The sequence below is a fragment of the Shewanella sp. FJAT-51649 genome (genome assembly GCF_019457435.1).
Lineage (GTDB): Bacteria > Pseudomonadota > Gammaproteobacteria > Enterobacterales > Shewanellaceae > Shewanella > Shewanella mangrovisoli.
On sequence record NZ_CP080411.1, the window covers coordinates 2,225,778 to 2,245,862 of the forward strand.

Consider the following 20,085-nt stretch of genomic DNA (forward strand, 5'->3'; position numbering starts at 1 on the left):
CAGGCTACAAACAAGTTTTCCAATTCAATAAATACTCTTTGTGATTTATAACGATAGCCGCTCGGTATCATTCAGGTTTAAGAGTGGGGCTGTTCTTGTACCTGCCGAATAACTGTGTTAGTATGCGCGCGCTTTATATGAGTCACCATTGGTCGAAAATGGTGACGGTTTTTACTCTAAATTTAAGTGAGAAACACATGTCTTACACTATCCAAGCACAAACCCGCACTGAAATAGGGAAAGGTTCGAGCCGCCGCCTACGTCATGCAGGTAAAGTTCCTGCTGTTATCTACGGCGCAGGCAAAGAGCCAGTTTCTATTGTTTTTGATCACAAAGACATCATCAACATTCAAACTAACGAAGACTTCTACACTTCTGTTGTGACTATCGTTTTAGATGGCAAAGAAGTAGGTGTCCGTGCACAAGCTATGCAACGTCACGCGTTCAAGCCAATGATCGAGCACGTTGACTTCGTTTACGCTTAATCGCGTGATTGAAGCAAAAAAGCGCCTATAGGGCGCTTTTTTTGTGGCTGTTTTTTAACGAAAAAGATAAGTATCCCCGCGTAACATGGCTACGCGGGGGAACATCACTTGATATTGAAGTTGTAATAGATATCGAGGGATTGGCCTAAGGTGCCTGATACCGTTTCCAGATAGAGTTGCGATAACAGGTAGTATCTGACCGTCATCTCATACCCTGGGTTAAATACCCCGACGCCATATTTCACCATCAGGTTATCACCGATAAAGCCACTGATCGCCACGCGGCCCTCATCGTTGGTGTCCAGTTGTACGTTCGAGAAGCCAAACTCTTCAATAATCCCCGTGGCGGTACTGCCAATGTTATTGATAGCGCCACCGCCGCCGACTTGTGAACCTAAGCCCAGTGCCGCACCCATCATCAGCGAATTGTTCTGCTCGTTATTGCTACTATTAAAACCACTGCCTTTGATAATGTAAGACAGGATCTCCGCTTGCTCCTTAGCAGGGTTAGAGAACAGGGTCACTACCGGGCGGGCAGGCGTACCTGTGACACGTACGCCCGCGACCAGATCTTCACTCTTAATTTCACGAATCGCTTCGATATTTAAGTTAGGGACGGATGTGGGGCCGACAAACTGCACCTCACCGGTGCGGATTTTCAGGGTTTGCCCCATAAACTTATAGCTGCCTTGTTTGACTTTAATATCGCCAAACAGCAGTGGTGGGCGGAACGCCTGTTGCTGCAGTTTTAAGGTTCCTTGCAGCTTACCTTTAAGGCCCATGCCATCTACTTTTAAGTCGTTACCGACATTAATGTTTAGATCCGCCACTATGGCATAGGGGCTGGCTTTAGGTTGCGCCGCGGCAATCGAGTCATCGAAGACCACATCTTCCGACAGGGCAACACCGCCCTCGGCGAGCTGGACTATTTTGATATTACCCGAAGGCACATCGACAACCCCTTTGACTTCGAGCTGTTGACTGCTAAAGGCGATGGTGAGATCGGGCGAAACATCAAGCAGCGCGAGTGGCGGTTGGATCACGGCTAATTTGTCGCCCTTTATTGCAAGTTCGCCACTAAATTGACCCTGAGGCCAACGCATATCACCCGTGACGCGGCCTAAACCGTTGCCCATCATCCAACGTCCCTTGAGCGATGCCTGTTGGCCGCCCAAGTCCATCGACATATCTATTTTATTGATAAGCGTTGGGTTGGCGGTCAACGCGAGGGCACCTTGGGTCAGGGACACATTGCCCGAAACCTCTGGGGCATCCAAGGTGCCGGCAAAGTTTAATCTGCTGGTCAACAAACCTTCGAGGGTATTGAGCTGCGGGAAAAACTCGCCCAAGGGTTGCAGGTTAATTTGCTTGATATTGGCATAACCCGACAAGGTTCTGTCTGGCGTAACGTTGACCGTGACCTCACTCTGCCAACTGGCGACATCTTCCGATTCAAAGCTAATCGATGAGAGGAGTCGTTTAGCATCTAAGTTAGCTTTAAAATCAAGCTGTTGATAATTAATGGTGACTTCACGGTTTTTTGCCCGTTTAAGCTTGATGCTACCGGGCGTAAAATTAAAGTCGACATTGGCCGTGGGTTTACGTCCCGCCGCCCAAGCAAAGTTTGCCAAGAGTGAAGAACCGCCTTCCCACTGCATATTGTTTGGTAATACAGGCACTAACAGCTTACCTAAATTACCCGCATAGCTGAGCTGAGCCTCGCCAGTTTTGCCAATCGTTACTTGATTATCGAGGCAAACCTTACTGTTGGGGTTGACCAGACAGAAGGGGCTGATATTGCCTTTGGACTTATTTTGATCCCAAGCGACAAGAATATCCTTATCTATCTCCCAACGTCCGACGGGGGTTGCCAAGTTGATTTTATTCACCTGCGCCTGCAGTTGGGATTTTTTCATATCGTATTGGCTAGTGACGCCAAGCTCGAGTCCTAAATCCCCTGAGGCGCTGAGGGTGAGTTTTTGGTTTTGAATATCGCCCTTACTGCCCAAAGTCACTGTATCTAAGCTCTGTGAGCCGAGTTGCAGTGCCTTGGACTTGAGTGATAAGGCAAACTCATGGGCATCCAAAGGCTTATAGTAAGCCTTGAGTGTTGACTCCCTGAGCTTAATATTTTGATGCACCAGATCGACCAGTTGCGCGGTTAACTCTACCTGTGGATGTTTCTCATCCCCTGTGACATTGATATCGGCCTGCAATTGGCCACTGGCTTGGGGTAGCCATAAACCGAAATCGGGGACTTGCAGTTTGCCCTCAAGGTTCCAGGTTTTGTTGGTTTCGCCCGCTAAGGTTAAGGTGGAACCCAGTACCTTGGCGTTGACGCCTTTAGCGCTGATATACAGTTTATCGTTGATGCTGACATCGGCTGTGATATCAAACGGATAGCCTTGCATCGTGCCCGACAGTTGAGTGTCCGTTAGGGCCACTTGCCACTGTTTATCTAACAGGCGCCCCGTGGTCTGCAATTGGCCCGAGATTAAACTGTTTGGCAAGCTGCTCGTTGCACTTGCACTTGCACTTGTAGTTGCATTTGTTGTCGCAGGAGCAGGAGCATTTGCTGTGGCAGGCGCTGGCTTATCGGTATTTGTGCTCGGCGCTTTGGAGTCCTTTTTAGGTGTTGTTTCAGGTGTCTGCGCGGTTTCCAGCAGGGTGATTTCCTGTAATTTCAGGTTATCGAGCAATACCTTGGCTTTCCAAGTGATCGCCTTAGCGTAATCTAGCTCACCGGTGACATCGACCGAACCTAGCTCGCCCTTAGCATTAAACTGCTTAATATCGAGTTTTGCATCTTGATGATGAAGTTCACTGCTGATGGCTAACACTTTATGGAAAGGTGTGGTGACATTTCCATTGAGCGTCGCCGCTTGTTGCGTGAGAGAACCTTGGCTGTCGAGGTTGAGATCGCTGACGAGATACTCGGCATGTTGCAGCGGCCATTGTGCGCGGGCTTTCTCCAGTTTGACCTTGTAGGGCAGCGTGGGATCTTTAAGGGTCAATTGTCCATTGAGACTAAAATCCACATCCCCCTTGGCAAGGGCATGGATCCCAAGCTGTCCGACGCTTTGGCTAAGCGTTAGGCTTAATTGTTGATGGGTCAGTTCTGGCAACTCGGCAACCTGAGTGACATTGGCCTGAACCTCAAGTGCGAGCGGATAGTCCTGTTCGAGGGCGAGTTGGCCCACCACAGAAACTTCGCCATAACTATGGGCAAGCAGCAGTTTTTCTAGGGTTAACTGATACTTGGCAAATTTACCTTGAAGCTCAATATGGCTAAACAGATCTTCGCGCGGACCAATCTGTAAACGGCTGTTGTCTAAACTGAGGTGCTTTATATCCACCGGGAAAGGCATAAAAACCTGTGGTAAATGGGCAAGTGCCCATTCCTCTGTAGATGCTTGCTTGTCGGTGTTTTCATCCGTTTGCTTATTAGCTTGAGGATTTGCAGGGGCTTTCGCCGAGTCCTTATCAGTAATTGGCTTATCTGCTGTGGTTTTAGCGCTTGCTGTAATTACTGCGGTTGCTGATTTTTCTGTCTCAGGCTGAGGAGGCGTCGTCGCTGCGCTCGTGGTTTCTGCCGCTGCAGTTGTCTCGGCTGCCTTGGTGTCAGTGACTTGTTTGCTAGTGATTTGAGTGTTTGCGCCTTGAAGAGCTGTGGCCTGTGTGTCTGGCGCAGGGCTGTCGTCGGTTGGAATTAACACGGCCAAGCCTTCACTGCTAAGCTGCTCGACCGTTAGTCCTTCGGCAAACCAAGTGGCGGCGGTCTGAATATGATTTGCCGAAAAGCGCATCTTATCGACAGCAATATTGATGTTATTCAGTTCGGCGCTGTCGAGTTTGATGCCAAAGGGTAGAACCAGTTCACTCGGCTCAGCATTTTCGGGGGGGACGTCGACTTCTGCGCCGCCTGCGCTTAAGGCCTCGGTATCAATATTGACATCGATTTGGCTCGCCGTTAAAGCATTCACGCACAGCCGTTTTTGCAGCAGACATGTGGGTTGCCATGCTAAGTGTAAATCCTTGAGTTCGACCTTAATCCCATCCATCGACCAACTGGCGTGGGCTAAGGTGAGATCTTTATTTAAGGAGCCTGAGGTGTAGGTGAGCGCCAGATCGGGCACAAACTTATCCGCTAAACCCACACTTACCCGAGAGCCAATTTCAGTCCCTAGCAGTAATGCCGTTAACACCAAAAGACTTAAGGGAACGTAAACAATAATCCGCGTGCAGAGTTTAAATATTTGCCAAATGCGCAGCTTAAGTGATTTGGGCTGCACGCATGTTGGGTTTTGCTCCAAAGAGGATTGCTCAAGTGTTTGATTCTCTTGTTGAGCCGTTGCATTAGGTTCATGAATTGGGGGCTGACTCATAGCTCTGTCCCCATGGTTAAGTGAATGCGCCATGAGCGGTCGATGGTGTCTGTTTCTTTCAAACCAACCCCTAGATCTAACTTAATTGGGCCAATGGGGGAGATCCAATGGATACCGCCACCCACAGAGACCACAGGCTCAAACTGATTGTTATCAAAGGCGTTACCCGCATCCACAAAGGTGGCAACACGCCAAGTCGGGGTAACGTAATATTGATATTCCAAACTACCTACCATGAGATAGCGTCCACCGATAACCTCACGATTAACTTTGCCATCGGCATCGAGGTAATCGAGATATGGCCCAAGTTCTTGATAGCCATAGCCACGTATGGTTTGGTCGCCACCGGCAAAGTAGCGCAGTGACGGTGGAATAAAGGCCAGCTCATTTTCATTGGCTAGGTTGGCGGCGAGATCCATGCGCGCCACGATTCTGTGGTTATCAAAAAAGGTATCAATCCACTTAAACTTGGCCTGTAAACGGGCAAGGCGGGTTTCTGATCCCAGATAAGGATCGGCATAATCTAGGCTGTATATTTGCCTAAAGCCGGACTTGGGATCGAGTGAGTTATCGCCACGGGTGGTTTTAGAAAAGTTAATTCCTGCCAGATAAAAACTGGGGCTGTAATCGATGTCAGATTGAGTGTATTCCTCGCGGATCGCATCGAGGGAATAGCTCATGAGCCATTGATTATCTAAACGTTGCTGCCTGAGTAGCCCGAGCAAGTACTTAGTCGACTCCAATTGGCCCGTGTTACGAAAATCGCGGTTCTCGGGCTCGTAAATCTGGGTGACCCCGTATTTGTCCCGCAGCAGGCCTAAACGAATTTTGAGTTGATCGTCTAAGGGATGAGTCAGCGGAATCGTATAAGTGGTTAAAAACTTGGGCCTGTCAGGCGACCATTCCAAACTGGTTTCTTGGGAATGACCGTATTTATTGATCTGTGGCGTACGCCAAGTGACCCGCACCCTGGGATCGAAGGTTTTATCCGCGCTTTGACCTATGTCACCACCGAGACCTAACTCGATAGAGTGACTGGCTTTGTCTGTGAGTTCTACTTTTACGGGAAGCTGATTGTCCTTTGCCTGATCGATCTGTGGGATAACCTTGATATTGGCAAAATAGCCCGTATCCAACAACTGGCGGTTCAGGGCGCTGACACGACGGGTTGAATAGGCCGCATCTTCCTTGAAGGGAATAAGCTTAGTGAGAATGTCCGGCTCTAAGCTATGGCCTTCAAAACTCACTTGACCAAAGTGGTAACGCACGCCGGAGTTAAAATGCAGGCTAATTTGCGCCGTGTTTAAATCGCGGTTGATTTTGATCTGTGACTCGGTGAATTCGCCATCGAAATAACCTCTAGCCAAGGCAAGCGTCACCAGTTGGGATTTCACATCGGAATACACCCCATGGTTGAGTGTATCCCCAGGTTTGATATTGACATCCGCCAGCCACTTATCGAAGGCGCGGTCGTCGAGCATCTCGCCGGAAAAATTAATGTCGACCCATTGGATCTTTACCGGTTCGCCCGCTTTGACCGTAAGCTTTAATTCCCACGGGCCTTTGTCCTTTTCGACTAACTGTTCTTCCACTTCTCCATGGTAATAGCCCATGGATTCGAGAGCGGTGGAGACATTGTCTTCCACGTTAAATAAAAAGGCGCGCCGCTGCACTTCGGAGTCTGGCATCGCACCTAAGTGGGCGAGAATGTTACGCTTTAGGGCTTCGTCGACCCCGTTGACAGAAAGCGTTAAAAAGTTATCGGCGGCCATAGTCCCTGATGTGACTAAACTCAGACCAACAAGCAAATGAAGACGAAAAGGTAATGACGTTATTTGCAAGAATCGCTGCACTTTAATATCCCTGTGATGTGGTTTCATTGTCGCCAGAATGGAGGTAACAGGCAAGGAGATGATTGAAATTAGTCATTGAAATGGTTACAAAGGACGTTACTGTTTAAGGGGATGTAAATAATGAAAATAAAATTAGCCACCTTTAGTTTAATTCTCTCGAGTGCACTTTTTATGTCACAAAATACCCAAGCGAATGAAAAACCTTTTGCCATTGCGATCCACGGTGGCGCTGGCACGATTTCTAAGGCCAACCTCACGCCAGAGCTGCGTCAGGCCTATAAAGACAAGCTTAAAGAGGCCGTCGATAAAGGCTCAAAAGTGCTCGAGCAGGGCGGTGATAGCTTAGTCGCGGTGCAAACCGCTATCAATGTATTAGAAAATAGCCCGCTGTTTAACGCAGGTGTCGGTTCGGTTTACACCTATGATGGCGGCCACGAGTTAGATGCCTCCATTATGGATGGTAAAACCATGAATGCGGGCGCCGTAGCGGGCGTGCGCCATATCGCTAATCCCATCGATTTGGCCTTAGCCGTGATGAATAAGTCTGAGCATGTCATGCTGTCGGGCGCAGGCGCCGAGGAGTTTGCCTTAACTCAAGGTTTTAAACTGGTACCTAACAGCCATTTCGATAGCGATGCCCGTTATCAGCAATTACTCGATGCCAGACAAAAGCTGCAGGCGGCTGAAAAATCAGACCAAATTGCGGGTATTGAGATGAAAGATCTCGATTATAAATTTGGTACCGTTGGTGCTGTCGCTTTAGATAAAAACGGCAACTTAGCTGCTGGGACTTCGACTGGCGGCATGACGGCCAAGCGTTTTGGTCGCATCGGGGACTCGCCTGTGATTGGGGCGGGCACCTATGCAGAAAACGGCGTTTGCGCTGTGTCGGCCACGGGCCATGGTGAGTTCTTTATTCGCTACCAAGTGGCGGGCGATATCTGCGCTAAGGTGAAATACCAGCAAAAATCCATTATTCAAGCGGCAGATGAAGTGATTAATCAACGCCTTATCACCGCTGGCGGCTCTGGTGGTGTGATTGCGATCGACCACAGAGGCAATATTGCCACGCCATTTAATACCGAAGGCATGTACCGCGCTACCCGTAGTAATAGTGAGCCTGCCCAAGTGATGATTTGGCAGGACCAATAAGGTTACAGTCTATTGCCTTAGCGCGTGCTTAACATGCGCTAAGGCAATATCTCTTAGCTATCCCAATCATAATGGCGCTTGTAGGCCCAGTATTACCCCTCTAAATCACCGTTTTTAACCGCCCAATTTCCTTCCCGCTGAGTAAATAGATAAGTCCAATCGATATTAATCGCTTACCACTTGCGAGATTTTGACTAGACTCAAAGCGTAAGCCGAGTTGAGTTGGTAAAGGATAGATTGGGGAGATTGCTATGGATTCTATAAAAATACGCGACCATATGGACCGTCAGCCCGTGTTGCTACGCGCCAATATGTCGCTGGCCACTGCGGTTGAAAAACTGTTAGACAATAACAAGATGGGTGCCGCTGTCGTGGATGATAACGGCGATTTGGTGGGATTTTTATCCCAGCAAGATTGCTTAGCCGTGATGCTTAAAAGCAGTTATCACTGTGATATGACCTCAGTGGTAAAAGATTGTATGCGCACCGAAGTCTTGTATGTCGGTCCCGATGACAGCATTTTGCAATTAGCAGAGCAAATGCTTGGCTCTAAACCTAAGATTTATCCCGTGGTCGAGCAGGGCAAAGTCGTTGGTACCATTAACCGCACGAATGTGCTGCGTGCCATGAATGTGTATATGCAGCAATGTTACTTAGCACCCGCCTAAGCTCTAAGCGCTAAGCCCTTCAAAAGGTGATTAATTTGCCTGTTTTTCATCCTTTTGAGGCCAAATTAGTCGTACCAATACGTCCCGTTCCTTGCTAGGATCGCTGTTTTCGATGCTAGCAATGGAATTTGGTTTTGAACTCTGACAAACATCCGCTATCGAGCGACTTTCTCAAGCAGTGCTTTCAAAGTGATGCCTCGCGGATCCGCCGCCGTTTATTTAAGCTCAATAAAGAAGCCGATTCTGATAAGAAAACCCAAGAATTAGCCAAACTGGCCGAGCAGGCGCAAGCAGCGTTCGAAAAGGTCGAGCAGCGTCTTAAGGCGCGCCCGAAAATCCAATACCCAGATAATTTGCCCGTTAGCGGCATGCGCGATGAGATCGCTAAAGCCATCAGTGAAAACCAAGTGGTGATCATTGCGGGTGAAACCGGTTCGGGTAAAACCACTCAGCTCCCGAAAATCTGTTTAGAACTGGGCCTTGGCAGCCGCGGCTTTATTGGTCATACCCAGCCACGCCGTTTAGCGGCCCGCAGCGTGGCGACACGTGTTGCCGAGGAGTTACAGAGTCCGCTCGGTGAAGTCGTGGGCTTTAAGGTGCGTTTTGCCGATGCCTTAAAGAGCGAATCCTATATCAAGCTGATGACCGACGGGATTTTACTGGCGGAGCTCACCTCGGATCGCTATTTAGATCAATACGATACTATCATCATCGACGAGGCGCACGAGCGCAGCCTCAACATCGATTTTATCTTGGGTTACCTCAAGCAAATTCTGAAAAAACGCCCCGATCTTAAGATCATCATCACCTCGGCGACTATCGATGTTGAGCGTTTTTCTAAGCATTTCAATAATGCACCTATTATCGAAGTCTCGGGTCGTACCTATCCGGTGGAAACCCGTTATCGCCCGCTAGTGCAAGATACCGAAGCGGATCTCGACCAAATCGAAGGGATTTTTGCCGCCGTCGATGAGTTAGTGGCCGAAGGCTTGGGCGATATTCTGATCTTTATGAACGGCGAGCGCGAAATTCGTGATACCGCCGAGCAGCTTAATCGCCGCAATTACCGCGATACCGAGATTTTGCCGTTATATGCGCGCCTGTCCTACGGCGAGCAGTCCAAGGTATTCAGCAGCCATACTGGGCGTCGCATCGTGCTTGCCACTAACGTGGCGGAAACCTCGCTGACAGTCCCAGGTATTCGTTATGTAATTGACCCAGGCACAGCGAGGATCAGTCGTTACAGTTATCGCACTAAGGTGCAGCGCCTGCCCATCGAGCCCATTTCACAGGCCAGTGCCAACCAGCGTCAAGGCCGCTGCGGCCGTGTTGGCCCAGGTATTTGTATTCGTTTATACGATGAGGCGGATTTTAACAGTCGTCCCGCGTTTACCGACCCCGAAATCCTACGCACAAACTTAGCCTCGGTGATTTTGCAGATGCTCGCCATCGGCCTTGGCGATATTGCAGCGTTCCCCTTTATTGAGCCGCCCGATCCGCGCCATATTCGCGATGGCTTCTTACTGCTTGAGGAATTACAAGCCGTTAAGCAGCAGAAGGGCAATATTGTGTTAACGCCGCTTGGGCGTCAGTTATCGCAGATCCCGGTGGATCCGCGTCTGGCTCGTATGGTGGTGGAGAGTCATCAGCTGGGCTGTTTGCAGGAAGTGCTAGTGATTGCCGCGGGTCTGTCGATTCAAGATCCCCGTGAGCGCCCTATGGATAAAAAGCAGGCGTCCGATGAGGCTCATCGCCGTTTTGCCGATCCCCATTCTGATTTTGTCAGCTGGGTGAACCTCTGGCAGCACTTAAAAGAGCAGCAAAAGGAATTATCCGCCAGCCAGTTCCGTAAAAAATGCCGCGACGAGTACTTAGCCTACCTGCGTGTGCGTGAATGGCAGGATTTATATACTCAGCTAAAACAAGCGGTTCACGATTTAAAGTGGCGTTTAAACGACACGCCAGCCAACTACGATGCGCTGCACCGTGCGTTGTTATCGGGTCTGCTGAGTCATATCGGCTTTAAGGACAATAACAACGAGTACTTAGGTGCGCGCAATCGTAAGTTTTTTGTGTTCCCCGGTTCACCGCTGGCGAAAAAAGGCCCGAAATGGATCATGGCGGCGGAGCTGACCGAAACCTCTAAGCTGTTTGCCCGCTGCTGCGCCAAAATTGAGCCTGAGTGGCTCGAGCCGTTAGCGGCGCATCTGATTAAAAAGAATCACTTAGAGCCGCATTTTGAGGCAAAACAGGGCAGTGTGATTGCCTTTGAAAACCAAGTGCTTTACGGTTTGACTGTGGTGCATCGCCGCCGCGTGCAATACGGGCCGATAAATCCTGTTGAAGCGCGGGAAATCTTTATCCGTAGCGCGCTTGCCGAAGGGCAATTACAGACCAAAGAAGCCTTCTTTATCGCTAACCAAAAGCTATTAGAGGATGTCGAAGCACTCGAGCACAAGTCCCGTCGCCGCGATATTTTGGTCGATGAACAAGTGTTAATGGACTTTTACGAGCCGCGCATTCCCGAAGGCATCTATAACGCGGCTAAGTTCTTTAGCTGGTGGAAAGAAGCGCGCCGTACTCAGCCCGATTTACTCGATTTTAATAAGTCACTGCTCATGCAGCGCAGTGCCGATCATATCTCGGCGCTCGATTTCCCCGACACTTGGCACAAGGGTAATATCCGCCTGCAACTGAGTTATCACTTTGATCCTGCGGCGAGTGATGATGGCGTCTCTGTGCATATTCCAGTGGCGCTACTCAATCAAATCGATGATACGGATTTCGATTGGCTGGTGGCGGGGATGCGTGAGGAGAAATGCGTCGCCCTGATTAAGTCGTTGCCTAAGGGGCTGAGACGTAACTTTGTGCCTGCGCCCGATTATGCCCGTGCCTGCGTACAGGCGATGCAGCCCTTTAGCGCCAGTTTACTCGATGCCATGTGCAAACAGCTTTTGCGTATGAGTGGTACGCGCGTCAATCCTGAAGATTTTGATGTCACGCAGATGCCCGCACATTTGCTGATGAACTTTAAGATTGAGGATGATAAGGGCAAGTTAGTGGCACAGGGGCGGGTACTCGATACCTTAAAGGCCGAGTTACAGGGCGTGGTCGCTAAGGCGATACGTCAAGTGGCGGATAAGGGGATTGAAAAGGAAGCGCTCACCGAGTGGTCCTTTGGCGACTTACCAAAACAATTTGAGCAGCGTAAGGGCAACTATCAAGTACGGGCTTTCCCTGCACTGATTGACAATAAAGACTCGGTTGCTATCAAATTATTTGATGATGAATTTGAGGCACAGGCAGCGCATCGTCAGGGTCTTCGTCGTCTGCTGTTACTCAATATTCCATCGCCGGTAAAACACCTGCAACAGGCACTGCCTAACAAGGCAAAACTGGCGATGTATTTCAATCCATTTGGTCAAGTGCAAATTCTGATTGATGACATCATTGCCGCAGCCGTGCAGCAATTGCTCGATGAAAAGGCGCTGGATGTGCGCGATGCTGCCGAGTTCGAGCAGGCCAAGGATTGGGTGCGCCAAGAGCTGAACCCTACCGCCGAGCAAATTGCCCTAAAAGTGGAGCAGATTTTGACGCTCTACCAAGGCATTAAAAAGCGGACTAAGGGCAAAATTAGCTTAGATATCGCTTTTGCGATGAGTGATATTCAAAGCCAATTAGACCAATTAGTGTTCAAGGGATTCGTCGAAGCCTGTGGTTGGAATCGCTTAGTGGATGTGGCGCGTTACTTAAAGGCGATTGAAACCCGTATCGATAAACTGCCCGTGGATCCGACCCGTGACCGTTTGCATATGCAGAGTATCACTAAAGTGCAGGAGGCCCTCGCGGCGCAACTTGCTAAGGTGCCACGCTCACAGCCTGTGCCTGCGGCACTGATTGAAGCCCGTTGGATGATTGAAGAATACCGTGTGTCTTGCTTTGCACAGGCGCTGGGCACGGCTTACCCCATCTCGGAAAAGCGTATCTTAAACCATATCCTGCTAAGTTAATGACGCTGATGCATTACTTATTTAATCTGTAAATTCAGTGAGTTGAGCGCAATGCATTATCTATAACATTAAAAGCCGAGCCTTAGGGTTCGGCTTTTTTATGGCTCATTTTCACCTAACTACCATTAGCCGCGACAAACTTGTCACCTACTGTGTAGATTTTCGCTATGGGCTATCGTTATGGGCTTTTGCTACGGACTTTCGCAGGTCGCTAACCCCAAGGAGCAAAGCCGATGCGAATAAATTGGCCGAAATGACTTTTAAAAGACCTAAAAATTGATGGGTCAGTTAGCCAATACGCTAGAGGATTTAGCAGTATCTTGAGTGAGTTAAGGCTTTGACGAAGATGTTAAACCGATTTTGCCGTGGATAATCGGTAATTTGTTCCTTCCTTTACCATCCCCTAATACTCCTTAAGGAATATTTTGTTTAAATCTTGTACGGTTTCCTTGCTTAGCGCCTCTCTCTTTTCCATGCTTTAGCAATTGGTTAATAAAAAAACATAACCAATCAATCGATTTACAATCTAAAAAAACGCTTAAAAACCATGATCTAACTAAATCTATCGCCAAATTGATGATCTGGATCAAGCATCAAAGGGTTTACCGATTTGGAGGTATACAGTTTGTTAACACCTTAACGCTATGATCATTTCGTGGATCAAAGATGTAATTGAGATACCTATAAATCCTGCATTGGTCAGAGCAATCCATCACAGGAACGAACCTCTTGGAGGACGCATGAGTGCTAACAGCGCAGCAGAAAAATCCTTAGAACTGAAAATTTTTATCTTTTTAACCGTATTTCTCGCCCCCCTCTTATCCGTGTTGTTGGTGAGTGGATTGGGATTTGCCATATGGTTTAGCCAAATCTTCACCGGCCCGCCGGGTGCAGGTTGAGGCCTAAAGAATAATAACAACAGCATGAATAAGCGGAGTGTCGGATGAGCAAAGAGCTTCATATCACGAGTCTGGTGGTGCAAGTCATGCCACAAAAAATGGCGGATGTTAGGCAACACATTATGGCGATTGAAAATGCCGAACTCTCTGTCAATAACGAAGTGAAACTCGTCGTCGTACTTGAAGGTGACTCCCAACGTGCCTTGATGGACGGTATCGAACAGATTAATGCCATTCCTGGCGTCTTGTCCGCCACTATGGTTTACCACCAGAGTGAAGAGCTCGAAGAGGGTGAAGAATGAACATGAATAGACGTGACTTTATCAAAGCCAATGCGGTGATTGCAGCAGCGGGCGCAGCAGGCTTAGCGCTGCCGGCATCGGCGAGCAATTTAATCACCAGCTCAGAACAAACCAAATTAGAGTGGAACAAAGCCCCATGCCGCTTCTGTGGTACGGGCTGCTCTGTGATTGTCGCGACCCGCGAGGGCAAAGTGGTTGCCACCCACGGCGATGCAAACAGCGAAGTGAACCGCGGCCTTAACTGTATTAAAGGTTACTTCCTGTCGAAAATTATGTACGGCAGCGATCGTTTAACCACGCCAATGCTGAGAATGACCGACGGCAAGTACGACAAGCACGGTGAGTTTACTCCCATTAGTTGGGATAGCGCTTTTGATATCATGGCGCAGAAATGGAAAGAAACCCTAAAAGCTAAAGGCCCGACCGCCGTTGGGATGTTTGGCTCGGGCCAGTGGACCGTTTGGGAAGGCTATGCCGCGGTTAAACTGATGAAGGCAGGCTTTGGCTCTAACAACATCGACCCGAATGCGCGCCACTGTATGGCGTCTGCCGTTGTCGGCTTTATGCGTACCTTCGGTATTGATGAGCCCATGGGCTGTTACGATGATATGGAAGCAGCCGATGCCTTTGTGCTTTGGGGCTCTAACATGGCCGAAATGCACCCGATTTTATGGACTCGGGTCACCGATCGCCGCTTAAGCGCATCCCATGTGAAGGTCGCAGTTTTATCGACGTTTGAGCATCGCTCCTTCGATCTCGCGGATTTACCCATTGTATTTACGCCGCAAACCGACTTAGCCATCCTGAACTTTATTGCCAACTACATCATTCAAAACGATAAAGTGAACTGGGACTTTGTGAAGAAGCACGTTAACTTCCGCCAAGGTACCACGGATATCGGCTATGGTTTACGTCCAACCCATCCGCTGGAGCAGAAAGCCAAAAACGTGAAAACGGCAGGGGATTCGACGCCGATTGATTTCGATACCTTTAAGGCCTTTGTCGCCGAATATACGGTGGAGAAGGTCAGCAAGATGTCGGGCGTGCCTGAGGCTAAACTTATCGAATTGGCCAAACTCTATGCCGATCCCGAGACTAAAGTCACCTCTTTCTGGACCATGGGCTTTAACCAACATACCCGTGGTGTGTGGTGTAACAACCTGATTTATAACATCCACTTACTGACAGGTAAGATTTCGACTCCCGGTAACAGCCCGTTCTCGTTAACCGGTCAGCCTTCTGCCTGTGGTACGGCTCGCGAAGTGGGAACCTTCTCCCACCGTTTACCCGCCGACATGGTGGTAACAAACCCAGAGCATAGAAAACACGCCGAAGAAATTTGGAAGATCCCCAGTGGCATTATTCCGCCAAAACCCGGTTATCACGCCGTCGAGCAAAACCGCCGCTTAAAAGATGGCGATTTGAACTGCTATTGGGTGCAAGTGAACAACAATATGCAGGCGGGGCCTAACATCAACGAGGAAGGCTTACCTGGCTATCGCAATCCGGCCAACTTTATTGTGGTATCCGATGCGTATCCTACTGTGACGACTCAAGCTGCGGACTTAATTCTGCCAACCGCCATGTGGGTTGAGAAAGAGGGCGCCTATGGTAATGCCGAGCGTCGTACTCAATTCTGGCATCAAATGGTGCAGGCGCCGGGCGAATCCCACTCGGATCTGTGGCAGTTGATGGAGTTCTCCAAACGCTTTACGACCGATGAAGTCTGGTCGAAGGAAGTCTTAGCCGCTAACCCACAATTTAAGGGCAAAACCTTATTTGAAGTGCTGTACAAAAACGGCAACGTCGATAAGTTCCCGCTGGCCGATACCGATCCTAAGTATCTGAACAACGAAGCGAAACATTTTGGCTTCTATGTCCAAAAAGGTCTGTTTGAAGAATACGCCACCTTTGGCCGTGGTCATGGTCACGATTTAGCACCTTTCGATGCCTACCATGAAGCCCATGGTATTCGCTGGCCGGTGGTCGATGGTAAAGAAACCAAATGGCGTTTCCGTGAGGGTAGCGATCCTTATGTTAAACCTGGTTCAGGTTTTGAGTTTTACGGTAAACCCGATGGCCGCGCAGTGATTTATGCCTTGCCCTTCGAGCCGCCCGCAGAATCGCCAGACACTGAATACGATATGTGGTTATCCACCGGACGGGTGCTCGAGCATTGGCATTCAGGTTCGATGACTCAACGCGTGCCAGAGCTTTATCGTGCCTTCCCCGATGCCGTGTGTTTTATGCACCCAGAAGATGCGAAAAAACGCGGTTTACGCCGTGGGGATGAGGTGCGCGTAGTGTCTCGCCGCGGTGAAATTAAAACCCGTGTCGAAACTCGTGGCCGCAACAAACCGCCAGTGGGACTCGTGTTCGTACCTTGGTTCGATGCCAGTCAGCTCATTAACAAAGTCACCTTGGATGCGACAGATCCTCTGTCAAAACAAACCGACTTTAAGAAATGCGCCGTGAAAATCGTCAAGGTATAAGGAGTACAGGATGAAAACATTCAAATTAGTCTCAGCATTCAGTGTGCTTGCCTTCTCCACCCTGATGATGACCAGCGTGACTGCGGCGAGCATTCCTGAGGACAGAATTGATACTTTGCGCCAGGCGCCAATCAACGTTGAGCCAAACCCGCCCGCCATGCAGGCGGTGCTGAACAAAGATATCAAAGAGGTGCGTAACTACCCGATGCAGCCACCGGTGATCCCGCACAAGATCGACGGTTATCAGCTCGATCTTAAGGTCAACAAGTGCATGTCATGCCATGCCAGACATCGCACGGGTGACTCCCAAGCGCCTATGGTCAGCGTAACTCACTATATGGATAGGGATAACAACTTCTTAGCCGAGCTTTCGCCAAGACGTTACTTCTGCACTCAGTGCCATGTGCCGCAACTGGATGCCAAATTACTGGTCGAGAACGACTTTGTGGATATGGATCATCTGATTAAAGCGAACACTGAGCAGAAAAAACACTAGGAGTCAGCATGTTAGATAAACTCAAAAAGATCTGGCAAGTTCTCAATCGTCCGAGTGTGCACTACAGTTTAGGGTTTTTAACCTTAGGTGGCTTTGTGGCGGGGGTGATCTTCTGGGGGGGCTTTAACACCGCGCTTGAAGCCACCAACAAAGAAGCCTTCTGTATCGGTTGCCATGAAATGGAAAATAACGTCTATCAAGAGTTACAGTCGACTATCCATTTCACAAACCGCAGTGGTGTGCGTGCGACTTGTCCTGACTGCCACGTACCGCACAATTGGACCGATAAGATTGCCCGTAAGATGCAGGCATCGAAAGAAGTGTGGGGCAAAGTGTTTGGTACCATCAATACCCGCGAAAAGTTTGAGAACAAACGTCGCGAGCTGGCCGAACATGAATGGGAGCGGTTAAAGGCAAACGACTCGCTTGAGTGCCGTAACTGCCATAACTTTACCTACATGGACTTTACCAGACAGTCGCCACGCGCCGCCCAGATGCACTCGACATCCTTGGCCAGCGGTGAGAAAACCTGTATCGATTGCCATAAAGGGATTGCTCACCATCTTCCCGATATGGCAGGGGTTGAAGGCTTCTAAACTCGACTCACATACCATCTCCAGCCAAAGGCCAAGTGCTCTCCACACTTGGCCTTTTTTATGGCGTAGATAAATTGTATGACGCAGAAGGTGGGATTTTGTTCGCTATCGCCATTTCAGGCTTGTTTCAGTCCCATTGCGCGTTTGTACGTGTGATAATTCATATAATCATTTGATATCAATATGTTATGTATTTTTGATTCGAGATAATAGGTTTGGAAAACGCGCATGCGCGTTTTTACTGATGGTATATTTAACAGAATGCTGATAAGTTCTTTGCATACAGATAGTTAACAGTGCGCGTTTTCACTGGTCTAACGAGATAAACGCGCATGCGCACTAATAAAATGTTATATGGCGGAAAAGTTATGAACCTGCTCTTCGTATGCAGTGAGAATAGATTGCGGAGCCCAACCGGAGAAGAAGTCTTCTCTCAGTACGAAGGGATCAATGCAATAGGAGCAGGAACGAATGCTGACGCCGAGTCGGTCGTGAGCGGAGATTTGGTTGAGTGGGCAGACGTTATATTCGTCATGGAAAAGATCCACAGGAATAAGGTATCAAGGAAATTCAAAGACTTGCTTCATGGAAAAAAGCTTGTATGCCTAGATATACCAGACAATTATGCCCGAATGGACCCTGAGCTCATCCGGTTACTACAAAACAGAGTGGCCAAACATGTTCGCTTGCGATAGGCCATATAACAAGAAACTGCAGCCGACCGCTACGCGTCGGCTGAGTTAAACGTTAAATGCCATGGATACATTAGAGAAACTTGCAGGAAAAAATAAAGCTCAAGAAAAGCACAGACGTAATGAGCACTTTCTTACAACCGTCATGTTGCTGGTTTTATTTCCATTTTTCTTTGGTATTGCCATAGATGTCGGCATGATTGCGTCATCTGTAAATTTCAACCTTTGGCTGTATGGCTTAGGTGCGCTTTGTTTTGGTTTACCATTAGCAGCAATGGGCAATTTAATGCTTTTTTCACGTTGGTTAAAGTTATTGGGTTTGATTGCTGCCCAAGGTTGGTTTGTTTACTTTTGGGCTTTTCAAATGCAATCTTGGTTAGCATTCGTTCCTCTAGCACCAGTATTTATTTGGTTGCAAATACAAATGCCAAGGATCAAACAACAAGCTAATCGTGAGCAAAATGGCATTTAACAAGTTAAATCATCGGAAAACCACTCGCTTCGCTCGCGTTTTCCGCTGTTTAAAGCGTTATACACCAAGAGCATCGACATGAAGCCCGAAGACTTTTTTAGAGTCGCAATGCTGAAAATTGAGCATTGTAGAACCAACATAGATAACACCGACCTACTATGGGGGGATGAAGTTGCGCTGTTTAATCAGCATTCTGCTGAAGAGTTTGAACAAGCTGCATTGAAATACATCAATGAGAACACGATTGCGGATACTAAAGCTCTTGGAACTGCAATTTTTGCTCTAGGTAAGTCACACGACAGACAGTTTCATCCCGTTTATTTGAAAGTCATTCGAGCGCTTATCAATAGCGATCTTAATGCGTGCTACCAAGCTGCCATTGCTATAGAAAACTTTGGTGAGCAAGTTTTGTTTAGTGCGGATTTGCTTACTTCGCCTGAAGAAGTTAAATCAAGGTTAGCGGAGCACTTAGTCAAAAATGGTGTATAACAAGTCAAGGCAGCATCGCCCTGTGGGCTGGACGCGCTAACGCGCGCCGCTGCTTTGGGCGTTGTAAGGCATAAATTAAGCTCCGTGTCGCACTTGGCTGGAGTCATGAATAAAAGCGGACGCGGTTTCTATGGCATCATCTGCCGTCCGGTCTACCCTGTGGTCAGGTGCGGCGAGTTCACGTAGGTTTCATTGGCGTGCTAATTTCATCGCAGTGTTAGTGAGTAAACAGGGTTATTAAAGTTAAGCTTGCTCGGATGCAGCTCCATCAACTCCGTGCCACAGGGCTTAGGTTGGCGCAGTCTTCGAATCCGTTGGGTTCTTCGTAGAAACTCCGGCGCGTCCAGCTTACAACCAGTCGTTCAAATCGCAGGCTTCGCCTGCTAGGATGCAGCTATCGCTGCACCTTTTAACTAGGCGTTATGCATAAATTAGAGAAACATCCAGTAATGTATCTTAGGGAAGCAATTGACAAAGCAATATCCATTCTTAATAAAGATATTGCTAATCCATCAAAGCCTTTAACTTCGTACTTTTCATACGAGAGAAGTACTGGAGGCATCAGTTGTCACGATAGGAATATTGTTTCCTTCCAAGGCCCAGGGAAAGGACGGGATGGTGAAATCACAATTTCCATGAGAGGCATGGATCAAGAAAGGGATACTGTTCTTAGTAAAGCATTCGCTACCGAAAACGAACTTGTCTCAACTATTGAAGAATGGAAAAAGGGAATATATTGGTGGCAATCAAGAATCTCATTCTATCGATTAGTAGTAGGTAGAGAGTATAAAGTTGTTCGTGGTTTTAGCGACCTAGATGGCCGTAACTACAAGGAGGGAACGAATTTCACATTACTAGCCAAAGACGTTTTTGCGAAAGAAGAAGGTTATACTTTGAAGACAAGCGCAGGAACAATAAGGTTTCAAGGTCAGATTAACAGTCAAATTCTAGAGAATTTTGATCTATTTATACATGAGGCCTGCAATGCATAACAAGCGGCTGCTGTCGGACTGCCAAAAGTGTCACTCCTTTTGCTGTCGCAATAGCAGCGCCACTTTTGGCAGCCGCAGAGCCGAGCGTTATACGGCAAGGAA

Annotated in this window: 14 protein-coding genes; 12 read left to right on the forward strand and 2 right to left on the reverse strand. The window is 48.4% G+C overall.

Translation table 11 applies throughout. The annotated features are described in order from the left end of the window. Positions 1 to 197 precede the first annotated feature (197 nt). On the forward strand, positions 198 to 485 hold the full coding sequence (gene rplY / locus K0H59_RS09995) for a 50S ribosomal protein L25 (RefSeq protein ID WP_011622605.1): 288 nt from the start codon (positions 198 to 200) through the stop codon (positions 483 to 485). 104 nt (positions 486 to 589) lie between these two features. On the opposite strand, the gene K0H59_RS10000 is transcribed toward rplY, so the two are convergent. Both K0H59_RS10000 and K0H59_RS10005 read right to left on the reverse strand, forming a co-directional pair. Beyond that, positions 590 to 4,870, reverse strand: a complete 4,281-nt coding sequence (locus K0H59_RS10000; protein WP_220055420.1) for a translocation/assembly module TamB domain-containing protein — start codon at positions 4,868 to 4,870, stop codon at positions 590 to 592. Beyond that, positions 4,867 to 6,723: an autotransporter assembly complex family protein gene (locus tag K0H59_RS10005; RefSeq protein WP_220055421.1), complete on the reverse strand. Its 1,857-nt coding sequence runs from the start codon at positions 6,721 to 6,723 to the stop codon at positions 4,867 to 4,869. The genes K0H59_RS10000 and K0H59_RS10005 overlap by 4 nt, the downstream gene beginning before the upstream one ends. A gap of 120 nt (positions 6,724 to 6,843) precedes the next feature. On the opposite strand from K0H59_RS10005, the gene K0H59_RS10010 reads away from it, so the two are divergent. The 11 genes from K0H59_RS10010 (at position 6,844) to K0H59_RS10060 (ending at position 19,983) form a co-directional block, all read left to right on the forward strand. Continuing rightward, entirely contained in the window at positions 6,844 to 7,875 is a 1,032-nt protein-coding gene (locus K0H59_RS10010; protein ID WP_220055422.1) for an isoaspartyl peptidase/L-asparaginase family protein, read from the forward strand. A gap of 251 nt (positions 7,876 to 8,126) precedes the next feature. After that, positions 8,127 to 8,543 (forward strand): CBS domain-containing protein, encoded by a 417-nt coding sequence (locus tag K0H59_RS10015; protein WP_011716896.1) that lies wholly within the window; start codon positions 8,127 to 8,129, stop codon positions 8,541 to 8,543. A gap of 128 nt (positions 8,544 to 8,671) precedes the next feature. Further along, positions 8,672 to 12,553, forward strand: coding sequence for an ATP-dependent RNA helicase HrpA (gene hrpA / locus K0H59_RS10020; RefSeq protein WP_220055423.1), 3,882 nt, complete (start codon positions 8,672 to 8,674; stop codon positions 12,551 to 12,553). A gap of 740 nt (positions 12,554 to 13,293) precedes the next feature. Further along, entirely contained in the window at positions 13,294 to 13,452 is a 159-nt protein-coding gene (locus tag K0H59_RS10025) for a periplasmic nitrate reductase, NapE protein (protein WP_011716898.1), read from the forward strand. Positions 13,453 to 13,496: 44 nt separating this feature from the next. Continuing rightward, positions 13,497 to 13,754 carry a chaperone NapD gene (locus tag K0H59_RS10030; RefSeq protein WP_011716899.1) on the forward strand — a complete coding sequence of 86 codons (258 nt, stop codon included), beginning with the start codon at positions 13,497 to 13,499 and terminating at the stop codon, positions 13,752 to 13,754. Between the two features lie 2 nt (positions 13,755 to 13,756). Then, a complete protein-coding gene (gene napA, locus K0H59_RS10035; protein WP_011716900.1) occupies positions 13,757 to 16,246 on the forward strand; it encodes a nitrate reductase catalytic subunit NapA in 2,490 nt (829 codons plus the stop codon). A gap of 10 nt (positions 16,247 to 16,256) precedes the next feature. Beyond that, entirely contained in the window at positions 16,257 to 16,742 is a 486-nt protein-coding gene (locus K0H59_RS10040) for a nitrate reductase cytochrome c-type subunit (RefSeq protein WP_220055424.1), read from the forward strand. A gap of 8 nt (positions 16,743 to 16,750) precedes the next feature. Then, positions 16,751 to 17,338 carry a cytochrome c3 family protein gene (locus K0H59_RS10045; protein WP_011626281.1) on the forward strand — a complete coding sequence of 196 codons (588 nt, stop codon included), beginning with the start codon at positions 16,751 to 16,753 and terminating at the stop codon, positions 17,336 to 17,338. A gap of 756 nt (positions 17,339 to 18,094) precedes the next feature. Continuing rightward, on the forward strand, positions 18,095 to 18,502 hold the full coding sequence (locus K0H59_RS10050) for a DUF4386 domain-containing protein (RefSeq protein WP_220055425.1): 408 nt from the start codon (positions 18,095 to 18,097) through the stop codon (positions 18,500 to 18,502). Positions 18,503 to 18,580: 78 nt separating this feature from the next. Continuing rightward, entirely contained in the window at positions 18,581 to 18,991 is a 411-nt protein-coding gene (locus tag K0H59_RS10055; protein ID WP_220055426.1) for a hypothetical protein, read from the forward strand. Between the two features lie 422 nt (positions 18,992 to 19,413). Next, the gene (locus tag K0H59_RS10060; RefSeq protein WP_220055427.1) at positions 19,414 to 19,983 is read left to right on the forward strand and encodes a DUF3601 domain-containing protein; all 570 of its coding nucleotides are present in this window, start codon (positions 19,414 to 19,416) and stop codon (positions 19,981 to 19,983) included. Positions 19,984 to 20,085 lie beyond the last annotated feature (102 nt).